Source organism: Litchfieldella rifensis (genome assembly GCF_042646605.1).
Taxonomy (GTDB): Bacteria; Pseudomonadota; Gammaproteobacteria; order Pseudomonadales; family Halomonadaceae; genus Litchfieldella; species Litchfieldella rifensis.
The window spans coordinates 104,048-120,372 of the sequence record NZ_JBHRUG010000012.1; the positions used below are offsets into that span (position 1 = coordinate 104,048).

The 16,325-nt window shown below is 61.0% G+C and carries 12 protein-coding genes and 1 rRNA gene; 8 read left to right on the forward strand and 5 right to left on the reverse strand.

All coding sequences use genetic code 11. The annotated features are described in order from the left end of the window. Positions 1 to 32: 32 nt before the first annotated feature. Positions 33 to 3,224, reverse strand: a complete 3,192-nt coding sequence (locus ACFOEV_RS05375; RefSeq protein ID WP_386772110.1) for an FAD-binding and (Fe-S)-binding domain-containing protein — start codon at positions 3,222 to 3,224, stop codon at positions 33 to 35. 214 nt (positions 3,225 to 3,438) lie between these two features. Between ACFOEV_RS05375 and serS the strand changes: the two genes are divergently transcribed. Beyond that, positions 3,439 to 4,716 (forward strand): serine--tRNA ligase, encoded by a 1,278-nt coding sequence (gene serS, locus ACFOEV_RS05380; protein ID WP_386772111.1) that lies wholly within the window; start codon positions 3,439 to 3,441, stop codon positions 4,714 to 4,716. A gap of 105 nt (positions 4,717 to 4,821) precedes the next feature. Here the strand turns inward: serS and ACFOEV_RS05385 are convergent, their stop codons facing one another. Further along, positions 4,822 to 5,607, reverse strand: a complete 786-nt coding sequence (locus ACFOEV_RS05385) for an SIMPL domain-containing protein (RefSeq protein WP_386772112.1) — start codon at positions 5,605 to 5,607, stop codon at positions 4,822 to 4,824. 288 nt (positions 5,608 to 5,895) lie between these two features. Here ACFOEV_RS05385 and ACFOEV_RS05390 point away from each other — a divergent pair, with 288 nt between their 5' ends. After that, complete coding sequence (locus ACFOEV_RS05390; RefSeq protein ID WP_386772113.1) at positions 5,896 to 7,020, forward strand: AI-2E family transporter; 1,125 nt, start codon at positions 5,896 to 5,898, stop codon at positions 7,018 to 7,020. Between the two features lie 27 nt (positions 7,021 to 7,047). Here ACFOEV_RS05390 and trxA read toward each other — a convergent pair whose 3' ends face one another. Then, positions 7,048 to 7,371 (reverse strand): thioredoxin, encoded by a 324-nt coding sequence (gene trxA / locus ACFOEV_RS05395; protein ID WP_386772114.1) that lies wholly within the window; start codon positions 7,369 to 7,371, stop codon positions 7,048 to 7,050. A 370-nt stretch (positions 7,372 to 7,741) separates the two neighbouring features. Between trxA and cysB the strand changes: the two genes are divergently transcribed. Continuing rightward, the gene (cysB, locus tag ACFOEV_RS05400; RefSeq protein WP_386772115.1) at positions 7,742 to 8,713 is read left to right on the forward strand and encodes an HTH-type transcriptional regulator CysB; all 972 of its coding nucleotides are present in this window, start codon (positions 7,742 to 7,744) and stop codon (positions 8,711 to 8,713) included. A gap of 100 nt (positions 8,714 to 8,813) precedes the next feature. Here the strand turns inward: cysB and ACFOEV_RS05405 are convergent, their stop codons facing one another. Further along, complete coding sequence (locus ACFOEV_RS05405; RefSeq protein WP_386772116.1) at positions 8,814 to 9,437, reverse strand: phosphoadenosine phosphosulfate reductase domain-containing protein; 624 nt, start codon at positions 9,435 to 9,437, stop codon at positions 8,814 to 8,816. A gap of 174 nt (positions 9,438 to 9,611) precedes the next feature. Further along, on the reverse strand, positions 9,612 to 10,979 hold the full coding sequence (gene pabB / locus ACFOEV_RS05410) for an aminodeoxychorismate synthase component I (RefSeq protein WP_386772117.1): 1,368 nt from the start codon (positions 10,977 to 10,979) through the stop codon (positions 9,612 to 9,614). Between the two features lie 256 nt (positions 10,980 to 11,235). Between pabB and ACFOEV_RS05415 the strand changes: the two genes are divergently transcribed. The 5 genes from ACFOEV_RS05415 to ACFOEV_RS05435 all read left to right on the forward strand — a co-directional run. Beyond that, the gene (locus tag ACFOEV_RS05415; protein ID WP_386772118.1) at positions 11,236 to 11,964 is read left to right on the forward strand and encodes a GntR family transcriptional regulator; all 729 of its coding nucleotides are present in this window, start codon (positions 11,236 to 11,238) and stop codon (positions 11,962 to 11,964) included. A 14-nt stretch (positions 11,965 to 11,978) separates the two neighbouring features. Further along, positions 11,979 to 12,881 carry a methylisocitrate lyase gene (gene prpB, locus ACFOEV_RS05420; protein WP_386772119.1) on the forward strand — a complete coding sequence of 301 codons (903 nt, stop codon included), beginning with the start codon at positions 11,979 to 11,981 and terminating at the stop codon, positions 12,879 to 12,881. Positions 12,882 to 12,940: 59 nt separating this feature from the next. After that, positions 12,941 to 14,068: a bifunctional 2-methylcitrate synthase/citrate synthase gene (gene prpC, locus ACFOEV_RS05425; RefSeq protein WP_386772120.1), complete on the forward strand. Its 1,128-nt coding sequence runs from the start codon at positions 12,941 to 12,943 to the stop codon at positions 14,066 to 14,068. Between the two features lie 51 nt (positions 14,069 to 14,119). Then, positions 14,120 to 15,604, forward strand: coding sequence for a 2-methylcitrate dehydratase (prpD, locus tag ACFOEV_RS05430; protein ID WP_386772121.1), 1,485 nt, complete (start codon positions 14,120 to 14,122; stop codon positions 15,602 to 15,604). Between the two features lie 634 nt (positions 15,605 to 16,238). Next, a 16S ribosomal RNA gene (locus ACFOEV_RS05435) occupies positions 16,239 to 16,325 on the forward strand; the annotation flags it as partial.

Genomic DNA, 16,325 nt, shown 5'->3' on the forward strand with positions numbered 1-16,325 from the left:
GGGCAAGAGAAAGAGAGACGTCGAGCGTTGCGTCAATTCGCGCGTCTGACGACCTCCAGAAGCCCTTGTAGCGGATGTGCCAGGCGTTGGTCGGAGAAGCGTTTGGCCTGGCTGCGGCACGAATAGCCGGTGGCCAGCAGCCGCCCGGCATTGGCCGGGTCCTCGACCTGCGTCTGCCACGACTGGCCGTAGATGGTCTTGGAGGTTTCCCGGTTGCGTGCCTCGTGGCCATAGGTGCCGGACATCCCGCAGCAGCCGCTGTCGAGCAGCTCGAGCTCCAGCCCGAAGGCGGCGAACACCTGCTGCCAGGTCTTGGGGCTGCCCGGGGCGGTGGTCTTCTCGGTACAGTGCGACAGCAGCCGGAAGCCGGGATCGTCGAGCTCGAGCTCACCGGGAAGGATGCGCTGGCCAAGCGACACCAGCCACTCTTGCAGCATCAGTACCTCGGGCACCATGTCCGCGCCCAGCGCCGCCACGTACTCCTGGCGGTAGGTCAGGGTCATGGCCGGGTCGATGCCCACCAGCGGCACGCCGAACTCGGCCAGCGCCTTGAGGCGTTTGGCCTGCTTGGCGGCGGTACGCTCGAAGGCGCCGAGGAAGCCCTGCACGTTGAGGGGCTTGCCGTTGGCCGCGAAGGGCGCCACGAACACGCGGATGTCGAGCCGCGAGAGCAGGTCGACGATATCCATCACCACCTTGGCTTCGAAGTGGCTGGTGAAGGCGTCCTGGACCAACACTACGCTGCGCGCCTTCTGGCGCTCGGTTAACCGGCCGAGCGATGTCGGGGTGGCCTCGGCGACGCCCCAGGCGCGCAGTTGTTTCTTGAGGCTGGCGCGCGACAGCCGCGGGCTGTCGACCATGCCGATGGGCCTGGCGAGCAGGCGCGCCACGAGTCGGTTGTCGAGTGCGGCGTTGTAGAGCGGTGCCACCAGGGCCAAATAGGAAACGAAGAATTCCAGCCCCCCGATCAGGTAGTCGCGCGGCGGGCGCTGGTAGCGACCGTGGTAGACCTCGAGGAACTGTGAACGGAATTCCGGTACGTTGACCTTGATTGGGCACTGTCCGGCGCAGGACTTGCAGGCCAGGCACCCAGCCATGGCGTTGTAGACCTCATGCGAGAAGTCATCCTGACCACGGCGCTGTTGGAACGAGTGCCACAACCGCAGCGGCAGATCCCTGACAAAGCCCCAGCTGCCCTCGGCCTTCTTCTTGCGCGACTCCTCGACCACGTCGATGCCGGTCTGGCCCTGCAGGCGTAGCCATTCGCGCATCAGGCTGGCGCGCCCCTTGGGGGAGTGGATGCGCTCACGGGTAGCCTTCCACGACGGGCACATGGCGTCATCGGGGTCGTAGTTGTAGCAGGCGCCGTTGCCGTTGCAGTACACCGCGCTGGCATGGGCCTGCCAGACGCGCTCGTCGATCTGGCGGTCGGCCTGGCCGCGGGTCGGCACGCCATCGATGGTCAACAGCCCTGGGTCGACCCACTTGACCGCCTGCTCCTCGGCGGGTTCGGGCGGAGTATCAGACGCTTTTCCCGCAGCTTCGGGCGGGATAGAAAGCGGGGTGGCGATCTTGCCCGGGTTCAACTGGTTGTGCGGGTCGAAGGCGGCCTTCACGCGCTGCAGGCTGGAGTAGAGTTCGCCGAAGAACTGGGGGGCGTATTCCGAGCGCACCCCCTTGCCGTGCTCGCCCCACAGCAGGCCGTGGTACTTGCGGGTCAGGGCGGCGACCTCGTCGGAGATCTCGCGGATCAGTGCTTCCTGGGCCGGGTCCTTCATGTCGATCGCCGGGCGCACGTGCAGCACCCCGGCATCGACGTGACCGAACATGCCGTAGGCGAGGCCGCGCGCGTCGAGCGCGGCACGGAACTCGGCGATATAGTCGGCGAGGTGCTCGGGCGGCACCGCGGTGTCCTCGACGAACGGGATCGGCCGTTTCTCGCCCTTGGCATTGCCGAGCAGGCCGACGGCGCGCTTGCGCATGGCGTAGACGCGGCCAATCTGTTCGCGGCCCTCGGCCAGGGTATAGCCCAGGCGCTTGACGCTGGTATCGGCTTCCAGGTGGCGGGTGAAGGCGGTGATCCGGGCCTCGAGCTCGGTGGGATCGTCGGCGTTGAATTCGACCAGGTTGATGCCGCGGATCTTGAGGGCAGCCCGTGTCGCGGTGGCGGTTTCTCCGCTCTCTGCTGGCGCAGCGCCGGTTTCGGCGGGGAAGAACTCGGCGACGCTGTCCCACACGAAATCTTCCATCGCCAGGGTCAGCACCTTGTCGTCCACCGTCTCGATTGAGGTGGGGTGTGAGTCGCTCGCCATCAACGCCTTGGCGTCGCGCAGGGCCTCCATGAAGCTTGCGTAGCGCACGTTGACCAGCGTCGAGTGCCTGGGAATCGGCAGCACGTTGAGCACCGCCTCGTTGAGAAAGCCCAATGAGCCCTCTGCGCCACACAACAAGCTGTTGATATCCAGCCGGCCGTCCTCGGCACGCAGGTGCGCCAGGTCGTAACCGGTCAGGCAGCGGTTGAGCTTGGGAAATGTAGCTTCGATCTGCTCGCGCTGGGTATCGATCACCTCCCGGGCGGTGCGATGTATCTCGCCGACGATGCCCTCGCGAGCGCACAAGGAGTCCAGCTCGTCGTCGCTGACGGGGCGGCTTTCCAGTCGCTGGCCACCGAGCAGCACCGTGTCGAGCTCGAGCACATGATCGCGGGTCTTGCCGTACTCGCAACTGCCCTGGCCGCTGGCATCGGTGGCGATCATGCCGCCGATGGTGGCGCGATTGGAGGTCGACAGCTCCGGCGCGAAGAACAGGCCGTGGGGCTTGAGCGCCGCGTTCAACTGGTCCTTGACCACCCCGGCCTGGGCGCGTACCCGGCGGTTCTCGACATCGATGTCGAGAATGCGATTCATGTGCTTGGAGACGTCCACCACCAGACCATCGGTCAACGACTGGCCGTTGGTGCCGGTGCCACCGCCGCGCGGGGCGAGTATCACTTGACAAAACGCTTCCTGCGCTGCCAGCCGGGCGATGCGCTGGAGATCCTCGGCGTTGCGCGGATAGAGCACCGCCTGGGGCAGGCGCTGGTAGATGGAATTATCGGTGGCCTGCACCGTGCGATTGGCATAGTCCGGCGCGATGTCGCCGGTGAAGCCGGCCTGCTGCAAGGCGTCGAGGAAACGCAGGTAATGAGCGTCGAGACGCTCGAAGGTATCCAGTCGTGCGATCATGGAGTCGATATCAAGCCGTTGGTCGCCGCCGTCGGCCGGAACGTTCGGGCCTGGGGGCGGGAGAAGGTTATGGTCACTACTGTACCCGAGCCGGGCAGGTCGCGCATCCCAAGGCGCTTCGTCGGCCGCGGCGTGGTGAAAGGGGCGGCTTTTCCCTACAATAAGCGCCTGCTGACTCGAATCCCTATTTTTTGACTGCGACGGACAGGATTCCATGCTCGATCCGAAACTGCTGCGTAGCGACCTCGATCAGGTCGCCCAACGACTGGCCAAGCGAGGCTTCACGCTCGACACCGCGCAACTCGAGGCGCTGGAATCCCGGCGTCGTGAGCTGCAGACCGAAACCGAACGGCTGCAGAACGAACGTAACACGCGTTCCAAGGCGATCGGCAAGGCCAAGGCGAATGGCGAAGATATCGCTCCGCTGCTGGCCGAGGTCAGTGACTTGGGCGATCGCCTGGATGCCGCCAAGCAGAAGCTCGTCGATGTCCAGGTCGAATGGGATGCCTTGGCGGCGAGCCTGCCCAATCTGCCACATGACAGTGTGCCGGAAGGCGAGAGCGAGGACGACAATGTCGAGTTGCATCGTTGGGGAACGCCACGTGAATTCGATTTCGAGGTCAAGGATCATGTCGACCTCGGGGCCAAGCTGGGGCAACTCGATCTCGAAATGGCCGCCAAGCTGACCGGGTCGCGCTTCGCGGTGATGCGGGGGGGCATTGCTCGCCTGCATCGAGCACTGGCTCAGTTCATGCTCGACAAGCAGACCCTCGAGCACGGTTACGAAGAGTGCTACGTCCCTTACATGGTCAACGCCGACTCACTGACCGGTACCGGCCAGTTGCCCAAGTTCGGCGAAGACCTGTTCCGCCTCGAAGGTGAGCAGGATTATTACCTGATTCCCACCGCCGAGGTGCCGCTGACCAACTTCGCTCGCGATGCCATCCTCGAACACAAGGTGCTGCCGGTAAAGCTCACCGCCCATACCCCCTGCTTTCGCAGCGAGGCCGGATCCCACGGCCGCGACACCCGGGGCATGATCCGCCAGCATCAGTTCGACAAGGTCGAGATGGTGCAGTTGGTCGCGCCCGAGACGAGCTACAAGACCCTGGAAGAGATGCGCGGCCATGCCGAGGCGATCCTGCAGGCACTGGAGCTGCCGTACCGCGTAGTGACCCTGTGTACTGGCGATATGGGCTTCGGCGCGGCCAAGACCTATGACCTGGAAGTCTGGCTGCCCAGCCAGGCTACCTACCGCGAGATATCGTCGATTTCCAACTGCGAGGACTTCCAGGCGCGGCGCATGCAGGCGCGCTTCCGTCATCCCGAGCACAAGAAGCCGCAACTGCTGCATACCCTCAATGGCTCCGGCCTGGCGGTGGGCCGCTGTTTACTGGCGGTGCTCGAGAACTACCAGAATGCCGATGGTTCGATCGGCGTGCCGGAGGCGCTGCGCTCCTACATGGGCGGGATCGAGACCATCAACACCTAAGCCTTGAGCTATAAGCTGTAAGCGATAAGAAAAAACATGCCAGGCTTGTACTGAATACAGGTCCGGCATGCTCTAGCCTACGGCTTACGGCTTACGGCTTACGGCTTACGGCTGTGATTCGATTTCCCAACTGACCTCGACGCCGGCGTCGATGCTGATCTTGCCAGGGCGGTATTCCGGGGCCGCGGCTTGGCTTTCCATGGCATCGGCGCGCATGACCATCATGCGCGGGGTGAAGATAGGTGCCTGGGTTTCCTGCACGTTCAGGACCTTGCCCAGTGAGACACCCAGGGTGTCGGCCATCAGCTCGGCCTTGTGGCGCGCCTTGTCGAGCGCCTGGGTCAGGGCCCGGTCGATGGCGGCGTCCCGGTCGCTGAGGTCGTACTGTACGCCGTCCAGGGAGTTGACACCGGCCTGGGTCAGGGCATCGAGAATGGCCGGTAATCGCTCGAGGTTATCGATGGTGAGGCTGATGGGACGCTCCAACTGGGTGCGTACCAGCACTTCCTGTTCGCCGTTGCCGTGACGCTGGCCAGGTACATGGTCGGGGCGGACATTCAGTGAGCCGGCCTGGATGGCGTCACTTTCCAGTCCGTTTTTCTCGAGTGTGCGAATCAGCTCGCCGGTGCGTTCCTCGAGGCGGTCGCGGGCCTCGCGCAAGGCCTCGGGATCGGTCTGCCTGTCATCGCGGGCCGCAATGGTCGGGGTGCGCTCCCATAGCCGAGCGCTGAGGGTGGCCTTGTCCGGTGCCACTTCGAGAGTGGTTTGGGCCTGCACCTGCAGCCGCGAGTCTCGCGCCTGGTTCTCATGCGCTTGCGCGCCAGAAGCCATAAAAGTACCGAGTAGTAGCGTGCCAAGAAGCAGTTGAGACAAGTTGCGTGAAAGGGCCATGATGCCTCCTTGCTGACTATAGGAGAGGGCGCATCAGCGCGCCATCGTCGTGCCTTCGAGCCCGACGTCCTGCAACGGTTCCCATGTTATCTTGCGCAGTGGGGTTTTCCCTGGTTGTTGCACGTTTGATGATGCTATCTGTTGGCGGGGGAGTACCGCTCGAGCCAGTGGTGAGTCGGGGTGTGAATGGCAGATCCTGATTCGATGCCGGCTCGGCAGCGTAGACATTTGTTTGTCGGCCGTGCGGGAGCCATGATAAGAAAGCATCTCTCTGGCCAGGATGGCGACATGAACGACGATAACAACGAAGTCCGGCGAATTCTTCCCCTCAATCTGACGTTGGGACTGGCGGCTCTGGTGGTGATCGTTGCCGGCATGAAAGCAGGAGCCAGCCTGCTGGTGCCATTGCTGCTGTCATTGTTCATTGCGGTGGTATGTACCGCGCCGGTCCATTTCCTGCAGCGCCTCGGGGTCGGTCCACGCCTGGCGGTGTGGATCACCCTGCTGGTGATCGGTGCCTTTCTGATGTTGCTGGGTCTGCTGCTGGTCAGCAGCTTCAGTACCTTTGTCGAGGCGTTACCGGACCTGGAACAGGAGATCCACGAGTATTACCTGAATCTGCTCAACAGGCTGGCGGAGATCGGCGTCTCGATTCGTCCCCAGCAGTTCACCGAATGGTGGGATCCTGCCAATGCCACCCAGTTCGTGCCGCAATTTCTTGGACAATTGGGTAACCTGCTGCTGCAGAGTGTGATCGTTGCCTTGCTGGTGATCTTCATGCTGTTCGAGACGCTGAATTTCCGCGACAAGATCTCCGGAGCCCTGCGTGATCCCGATCCCAGCCTGAGGCGCTTCAGCGAATTCAGCGTGACTCTCAAGCGTTATCTCGCGGTCAAGACCGTGATCAGCCTGGTCACCGGCGCTTTGGTATGGGTAGCCTGTGCACTAGTGAAGGTGGATTTTCCTTTGCTGTGGGCCACCCTCGCTTTCGGGCTTAATTTCATTCCCAACATCGGATCGGTACTGGCGGCGATCCCGCCGATACTGTTGCTGCTGGTCTCTCCTGATGCCGGTTTGCTGAAGATCGTCGTGCTGGCTTCGGCGTATCTGGCCATCAATTTCGTGATGGGCAACCTGGTCGAACCCAGGGCGATGGGGCGCGCCCTGGGACTATCGACTTTCGTGGCTTTTTTGTCGCTGGTGGTGTGGGGCTGGATCCTGGGTACGGTAGGAATGCTGCTGTCAGTGCTATTGACCATGACGCTGAAAATCGCTCTCGAGAGTCACCCCGATACCCGATGGATTGCCCATCTGTTGGGGCCTGGAGAGCAACATGGTTACGATGATCCTTCCTCTCCCGATCGTGCTGCCTTGAAACGACATCGCCCCGACTTGAGCCGGGGCGACAAATGACAATGAAATTTGATGTTGCCGTACCGATTAGGCGTTCTGTTCGATGAATTGTGCGAGCTGAGACTTGGACTGTGCGCCCACCAAGGAGGCGACCTTGGCGCCCGACTTGAACAGCATGACGGTCGGAACACCGCGTACGCCATGCTCGGCGGCGATTTCCGGCGCGTCATCAACATTGACGCTGACGATTTTGAGGCTATCCGAGCGCTCCTCGGCGACTTCATCTACCACCGGTGCCATCATCTTGCAGGGGCCGCACCAAGGTGCCCAGAACTTCAGCAGAACGGGCTTGTCAGCCTTGAGGACTTCCTGCTCGAAGTTAGCGGTAGTGACATCGACATTGTTGGCCATGGGGTTCTCCAATTGCTATGCGCTTGTGAGCGTCGCGATAACTAGCTTAGCAAGCGATGTTAGCGGCAGGCCGCCGTGCTGGCAAATGCCGAGAGGACAAGACGGCGATAGCCGTCTCCTATCATGGGCGCATGATGGGGCGAAGACAATGGTGATCTGATGGGTACCTCGCATCGCTTACCAGGTGGTTTCTCTATATGCTATAAAGTAATCATGTAATTATCATTTATTGCTTGCTGGTATTAGGCATCCGGTGTCGGCCAGGTAAAGACCGCAACATCTGCTGCCATGGCAGCGCATTCAGGTAGCCTCGCGTGTAGTGCGAAACCGCATAGCCCACCAGTAAAGTCTATAGGGAGTCGGATCGGGTATGAAGCTTCAACAGCTCCGTTATATCTGGGAGGTCACACGACATAATCTCAATGTATCGGCGACAGCCCAGAGCCTGTACACCTCTCAACCTGGAATCTCCAAGCAGATCCGCCTTCTCGAGGACGAGCTTGGGGTGGAAATCTTTGCACGCAGTGGCAAACACCTAACTCGGGTCACCCCCGCCGGGCAAGCGATCATCGACTTGGCGGGGCAGGTGCTGCGCATGACGGAAAACATCAAGCAAGTGGCCCAGGAGCATAGCGACGAGCGCCGCGGTAGCCTGTCCATCGCCACGACCCACACCCAGGCACGCTATGCGCTGCCCCCGGTGATTCGCGAGTTCACGCGCAAGTACCCCGATGTGGCCTTGCATATGCAGCAGGGCACGCCCAAGCAGATTGCCCAGATGGTCAGCGAGGGGCAAGCCGATTTTGCTATCTGTACCGAGTCTCTGGAGCTGTTCAACGATCTGGTGCTGCTGCCTTGCTATCGCTGGAACCGTTGTATCCTGGTACCCGAAGACCACCCCCTGGCCAAGATCGAGACACTGACACTCGAGACGTTGGCCGAATATCCACTGGTGACCTATGTGTTCGGGTTCACTGGTCGTTCCCAGCTCGACGATGCCTTTCGGGCCCGTGATTTAACTCCCAACGTGGTGCTGACCGCTGCCGATGCCGACGTGATCAAGACCTACGTGCGGCTGGGACTTGGCGTGGGGATCGTCGCGCACATGGCGGTGGACCCGGAAACCGATACCGATCTGGTGGCATTGGATGCCGGGCATCTGTTCGAGAGTTCCACCACCAAGATCGGCATTCGGCGCGGCACGTTCATGCGCAGCTACATGTACGACTTCGTCAAGGGCTTCGCCGCGCACCTGGATCGGGATACCGTCGAAGCGGCGCTTGCCGCCGGCCCGAGACATGAACAGGAGCTGTTTGAGGGGATCGAGCTGCCGATTCGCTAGAAGCCGCGGTTGTCGCGAGGGCAACCCGGCAGGCTCCTGACGCATTGCAGCAGAATAAAGTCCCGCCGGCATGATCGTCGGCGGGACTTCAGTCACCGGCTCAGTGCTGCAGGTGTAACCCGCATTCGCGCTTGTCTTCCACCTTGGTGGGATCGAAGTAGTCGAAATTGTTGGGCAGATCGTGTGCTTGCAGATATTGGTACATATCCTTGGCAGTCCAGCGCAATACCGGGGCGATCTTGATCAGGCCATTGGCATTGACGGACACCGGTTGCATCTGCGCGCGTTCAGCGGTGTCCTCTGCGCGCAGGGCGGTGAACCAGGCCTCTGGAGCCATCTCGCGCAAGGCCCGTTGGAAGGGCTCGAGCTTGACCTCCTCGGTAAAGGCTGCGTGGTGAGGATCGTCGATGTCAGGGACTGGCCCCTCCAGCGCTTCGCGATGGGCGCGGGAACGCCGAGGATGATAAGTGATCAGGTTCAAATCGAGACGTTTGACGATGTCGTCGACAAAGCGATAGGTCGCCACAGTATTGTAGCCGGAGTCCATCCAGACAATAGGGATGTTCGGCTGCACACGTGTGACCATGTGCAGGATCACGGCCTCAAAGGGACGGAAGTTGGTGGTGCAGATGGCACGTTTGCCAAGCCCCACTAGTGCCCAGCGGATCAGGGCTTCGGGGTCATGGCCGTACTGCTGATTGACGGCATCGATATCCAGGTCCATGAAACGCTCCTGAGGATTGTCGAGAGGAGGGAGGCTCCCCATGGATGTCGATACCCTAGCAAAGCATTCCCCCATTGCCCCAATACCTATTGGTTTGGTTCTTATATAGCCAAAACATAGGATATCTTTGAGGCGTTAGAATTCTACGGTCTATGTGCCGGAGGTCGTCGATCGTCAGCAAGGCTGGCCATCGTTGGCGCCCAGGGCGCTCAGCAGGTGGCGGATCTTGGCCAATGTCTCACGATATTCTGCCTCCTCATCGGAGTCGGCGACCAGGCCGCCGCCACCCCATAGATGCAACCTGCTGCCTTCAGCCACGGCGGTACGAATGGCAATGGAAGTATCCATGTGACCGCGGCGATCGATGTAACCGAGACTTCCGCAGTAGGCGCTGCGTTGACTGGGCTCGAGTTCGTCGATGATCTGCATGGCGCGTACCTTGGGAGCGCCTGTGATAGAGCCGCCGGGGAAGGCGGCAGCCAAGAGGTCGATAGGAGTGCGCTGGCGGGCTAACTCGCCGCTGACGATGCTGACCAGGTGGTGAACGTTGGCATAACTTTCCAGGCCGCACAGTTGCGGAACCCTGACGCTGCCAGGCTGGCATACGCGCCCCAGGTCGTTGCGCAATAAATCGACGATCATCACGTTTTCGGCCCTGTCCTTGGCACTGTGCAACAGTTCTTGGGCCAGTTGCCGATCCTGACCCGGTGTATTGCCACGTGGACGCGTGCCCTTGATCGGGCGAGCTTCCACGCGACCTTGGTGTGACTGCAGGAAGCGTTCCGGCGACAGCGAGAGTACGCCTTTGTCCTCCCAGGCCAGAAAGCCGGCGAAAGGTGTGGGGGTTGCCTGGCGCAGGCGCAAGTAGGCTTGCCACAGGTCTCCTTCATAAGGCGCGCTGAAGCGCTGGGCCAGATTGATCTGATAACAATCGCCGGCGTGGATATAGTGCTGCACGGCACGGAAGCGCTCACCGTAACCGGCACGGTCCAATTCGGGCTCGAAGGGGGCCGTGATGCGAAATGGCGCGGTCGCGACGGGTGGCGTCGCCAACCAGCCGAGTACCTGCTGGCGACGTTCGGCGCTTGCCACCAGCAAGGTTTGCTGGCGCTCATGGTCCTGGATCAACGCCCAGTCATAAAGCCCGACACGACACCAGGGCAGATGCGCCGCCGGGGCGGCTTGGCCTTCCAGGCGTTCGAGGTGCCGTCCCAGGTCATAGCTCCAGTAACCGATCAGACCGCCCAGAAAGGGGAGGTCGCAGTCCTCGGGAAATTCGCTGTCGAGGCTGTCGAGCAATGCCTGCTGGGCCGCAAATGGCGCCGTCGGCAAGCTCAGGTCGCTATCGCAGTGCGGTTGACCAGCGGTGTCGACCTCCAGAAGGGCTACGGGCTCGCAACTGAGAATGTCATAACGCCCGCCGGGACCGTCGGGGCGGCCACTGTCGAGCAATACGGCGCCTCTCCGCTGTCGCAACGCCGTGAAGTAGCCTAGGGGGTCGTCCCGATAAGGCAGGGGGGTGATTTCTAATCGTGAAGTCATTTGGTGCGCTTTCCTTCAGCAAGCGAACCATTCTAGGCGTCATGCCGATATTTGTCGCATCCCGTCATGACATGCTGAGCGACGCCTGATCAACGCCCTCATGACAGGTGAGACTATCGTTTGATTGTTGACAAGTAAACTTGCCGCCATGCTGTTGTCTACATCGAAAGATGCAATTGAATAGAGTATGAGGTCAGTTGACGCGCTGTCAGCGAGTAGCTAAAGTTCTTCCAACTTCCAATTGTCGACAATGACCATGCATTCAGTCTCTCCCGACCTAAGCACACCCGAAGTTCGCACCCTGGCCGAGCGTGTTTTCAATCAACTGCAGGATGCCATCGTGCGGGGCGAACTGGCACCGGGCAGCAAGATCACCGAACCGGGGCTATCGAAGGCCTATGGGATCTCGCGGGGCCCGCTACGCGAGGCCATGCGTCGCCTCGAAGCCCATCGCTTGATCGAACGGGTGCCACATGTGGGCGCGCGGGTGGTCAAGCTGTCGATGAAGGAGCTGCTCGAGTTGTTCGACGTGCGTGAGGCGCTGGAAAGCATGGCGGCACGGCTTGCCGCCGAGCACATGTCGGCGGAGGAAATTGCTGGATTGCGCGAAGTGCTGGCCGTTCATGAGCGCCAGAGCGATCTCAAGCGCGGCGAGGCCTATTACCAGCGCGAGGGCGATCTCGACTTTCACTATCGGATAGTCCAGGGCAGTCACAACCGCATGCTGATGACGATCCTCTGTGACGACCTCTACTACCTGGTGCGACTGTATCGCACCCAGTTCAGTGCCAGCGGAACACGGCCACAGCGTGCCTTCGTCGAGCACCATCGCATCGTCGATGCCATCGAAGCCGGCGACGCCGAGCTGGCCGAACTGTTGATGCGCCGTCATGTGAGCGCCTCGCGTGCCAACGTGGCCGATCGCTATGCCGCAGTATTGAAACAGGAAGCCGAGCAGGAAGCTTCGACTTCCCCAGCCGAATAACCCAGGAGATCATCATGACTCGCCAGACTCCCGGAGCGCGTTTTCGTGCCGCTTTGCATGCCAATCGCCCGTTACCCATCGTCGGGACCATCAATGCCTATACAGCGATGATGGCCGAGCGGGTCGGTCATCAGGCTATCTATCTCTCCGGTGGCGGCGTGGCCAATGCCTCGTTCGGTTTACCCGACCTGGGCATAACGACCATGAACGATGTGGTCGAGGATGCTCGTCGCATCACGGGTGCCACTGAACTGCCGCTGTTGGTGGATATCGATACCGGTTGGGGAGGGGCCTTCAACATTGCCCGTACCGTCAGGGAGATGCAGCGTGCCGGCGTGGCCGCCGTCCATCTCGAGGACCAGGTGGCGCAGAAACGCTGCGGTCACCGCCCCAACAAGGCCATCGTGCCCAAGCAAGAGATGGTCGATCGCATCAAGGCTGCCGCCGATGCCCGGCTCGACCCGGACTTCTATCTGATTGCACGAACCGATGCTTTCCAGACGGAGGGGTTGGCTGCCGCGATCGATCGTGCCAATGCCTGCATTGAAGTAGGGGCCGATGCCATCTTCGCCGAAGCCGTGCATACCCTCGACGATTACCGTGCCTTCTGCGAGGGCGTCAAGGCACCGATCCTGGCCAATATCACCGAGTTCGGGGCGACGCCACTGTTTACGCAGCAGGAGCTGGGTGAAGTCGGCTGTCGTCTGGTGTTGTATCCGCTGTCGGCATTTCGTGCCATGAACGCGGCCGCGCTGAAGGTCTACCAGAGCATCCACGATCAAGGCCACCAGCGGGATGTGGTGGGGCTGATGCAGACTCGTGAGGAGCTCTACGATTTCCTCAACTATCACGATTTCGAGCGCAAACTCGATGCGTTGTTTGCCGAGCAGGGTAGCGCCGACATGGGCGAGTCCTGAAAGCTCGACGATAATCACAATCATCACTGTATTCTTTATCTGTACGTAGGAGACACGTCATGGCTGAGAAGACTCCGGAAAGCACCGGACTGCGTGGCCAGAGTGCCGGTAGTACCGCCTTGTGCACCGTTGGCAAGAGTGGGTCGGGCCTGACCTATCGTGGCTACGATATCCACGACTTGGCCGAGCATGCTCGCTTCGAGGAGGTCGCCTATCTTCTGCTCAAGGGCAAGCTGCCGACCCAGACCGAACTGGATGCCTATGTCACCAAGCTCCAGGGGCTGCGTGGCTTGCCACAGCCGCTGAAGGCGGTGCTCGAGACGATTCCCGCCGATGCTCATCCCATGGACGTGATGCGTACCGGTGCTTCGATGCTCGGTAATCTGGAAACCGAGCAGCACTTCGATGAACAGCAGGATCATGCCGATCGCCTGCTGGCTGTCCTGCCGTCGATCATTTGCTACTGGTATCGCTACACCCATGATGGCGTGCGCATCGATACCGACACCGATGATGCGTCGATCGGTGGACACTTCCTACGCCTATTGCATGACAAGCCGGCGTCCGAGCTGCATGCCCGGGTAATGAACGTTTCGCTGATCCTGTATGCCGAGCACGAGTTCAATGCCTCGACTTTCAATGCCCGGGTCTGTGCCTCGACGCTGTCGGATATCCATTCCTGCGTCACTGGCGCCATTGGCACGCTGCGCGGCCCACTTCATGGCGGTGCCAACGAGGCGGCGATGGCGATGATCGAGAACTGGCAAAGCCCCGACGAAGCCGAGCGTGGGATTCTCGGCATGCTCGAGCGCAAAGAGAAGATCATGGGGTTTGGCCATGCCATCTACCGTGAGTCCGACCCTCGCAATGCAATCATCAAGCAGTGGTCGCAGAAACTCGCCGAAGATGTGGGTGACAAACGTTTATATCCGGTCTCGGTGCGTTGCGAAGAGGTGATGTGGCGCGAGAAAAAGCTGTTCTGCAACGCTGACTTCTTCCATGCCAGCGCCTATCACTTCATGGGCATCCCGACCAAATTGTTCACCCCGATCTTCGTCTGCTCGCGAGTCACCGGCTGGTGTGCCCATGTCTTCGAGCAGCGGGCGGGAAACCGCATCATCCGTCCCAGCGCCGACTACGTCGGACCGGAGCATACAGCATGGCTGCCGATCGAACAGCGGCAGTGACACCGATCATCAATGCACGACTCCTATCGTGCCCAACAAGGACTTCTTGCGATGAGTGCCAATGTCGAGCTGAACGAACGCCCCGACTATGACGTCGAGCTGCAGAATATCGCCGACTATGTTCTCAACTACAGGATCGATAGTCAGGAGGCGCTGGATACCGCACGCCACTGCTTGATGGATACCCTGGGCTGTGGATTGCTGGCGCTGCGCTTCCCCGAGTGCACCAAGCATCTGGGGCCGATCGTCGAAGGGACGGTGGTGCCTCACGGCGCTCGGGTACCGGGAACTTCCTTCCGCCTCGATCCCGTTAAGGCCGCCTGGGACATCGGCTGTATCGTGCGCTGGCTGGATTACAACGACACCTGGTTGGCCGCCGAATGGGGACATCCGTCCGACAATCTGGGCAGCATCCTGGCGGTGGCCGACCACCTGTCCCAGCAGCGTGTCGCTCAGGGCGACAAGCCCCTGACCATGCGGGATGTGCTGGAAGCCATGATCATGGCCCACGAGATCCAGGGCGTGATCGCGCTGGAGAACTCCTTCAACCGCGTGGGGCTGGACCACGTGGTGCTGGTCAAGGTGGCCTCGACCGCGGTGACGGCCAAGCTGATGGGCGCCGATCGCGAGCAACTGCTTGCGGCGCTGTCGCATGCCTGGGTCGATGGCCAGAGTCTGCGCACCTACCGTCATGCCCCCAACGCCGGTTCTCGCAAATCCTGGGCCGCCGGTGACGCCACTTCGCGTGCGGTGCGCCTGGCCGATATCGCCATGCGAGAGGAGATGGGGATTCCCGGTGTGCTGTCCGCGCCACAATGGGGCTTCTATGACGTGCTGTTCTCCAAGACCAACAAGGATCAGCAGATAAAGCCGGAGAATCAGCGCAAGTTCAGCTTCAGTCAGGATTACGGCACCTACGTGATGGAGAACGTGCTGTTCAAGATCTCCTTCCCGGCCGAGTTCCATTCCCAGACCGCCTGTGAAGCCGCAGTGATCCTGCATCCTCAGGTCAAGGATCGCCTCAGCGAGATCGACAAGATCGTCATCACCACTCACGAGTCGGCGATCCGCATCATCTCCAAGGTGGGGGAACTGGCCAACCCGGCCGATCGCGATCACTGTCTACAGTACATGACAGCCGTACCGTTGGCGTTTGGCAACCTGGTTGCCGAGCACTATGAAGACGACTTCCACAAGGCCAACCCGATCATCGACGAGTTGCGCGAGAAAATGGAGATCGTCGAGGACGAGCGCTATAGCCGTGAATACCTGGAAGCCGACAAGCGCTCCATCGCCAATGCCATCCAGGTGTTCTTCAAGGATGGCTCCAAGACCGAGCAGGTAGCGATAGAGTATCCCGTGGGCCATCGCCGTCGCCGTGAAGAAGGGATCCCGCTGCTGGAAGACAAGTTCAAGGCCAACCTGGCAACGCGATTCGTTCCGCGCCGTTGCGATGAGATTTTCCGCCTGTGCAAGGATCAGCAGAAACTCGAGGCCACACCGGTCAACCGCTTCGTCGACCTGTTCGTGGTTTGACGTGACAAGCGGGCCGTTGCTGAGGCGCGGTATCCGTTGCGGCCGCATCCCCGGCCGCTTACGCGGCGGGCTAGACTACGTTTTTTTGACGTGAAACATGGCGTCCTAGGACGCCATGGACTATATTTTTCATCCCGGCCTATTGCATAGGGCCAGGGAAATCCGTAGAGTACGCATCCGCTGCCGACGACGGGCATACGTCGCGGGCGGTGGAGGGTGGTGGAAGCGCTTGTTTCTGTTGAGGTTTTCGGGGTCGCTGTGGCGATTGCGGCTTGACAGCGGCGCGGGCATTCGCGAGAATGCGGCCCCACTCGCTCGGCGGCCCTCGGGCCGTGCGCCAGGCGTCGACTGACGGGCTGGCGGCACGCGAAACGCCTTGACAGCGCGCGCCGAGTCAGTAGAATACGCCTTCCTCGCAGGGCGCTGGTGAGCCACCCGGTGGCCCGGCAGCGAAGCGAGACGCTCTTTAACAATCGATCAGGTAATTCATGTGGGCGCTTGTCGGTGAAGGGGTGAGCAGTCACCAAGACCTTCAAGGCAAGCGACTCGTCAAGAGAAGCTTTGACCTTGAGCCAAGTTTGGTTCGCTTCCGGCGCGTGCTTCGGCACGGGTGGGGTAAGAACCGTATGATTTTAAACTGAAGAGTTTGATCATGGCTCAGATTGAACGCTGGCGGCAGGCCTAACACATGCAAGTCGAGCGGCAGCACGGGGAGCTTGCT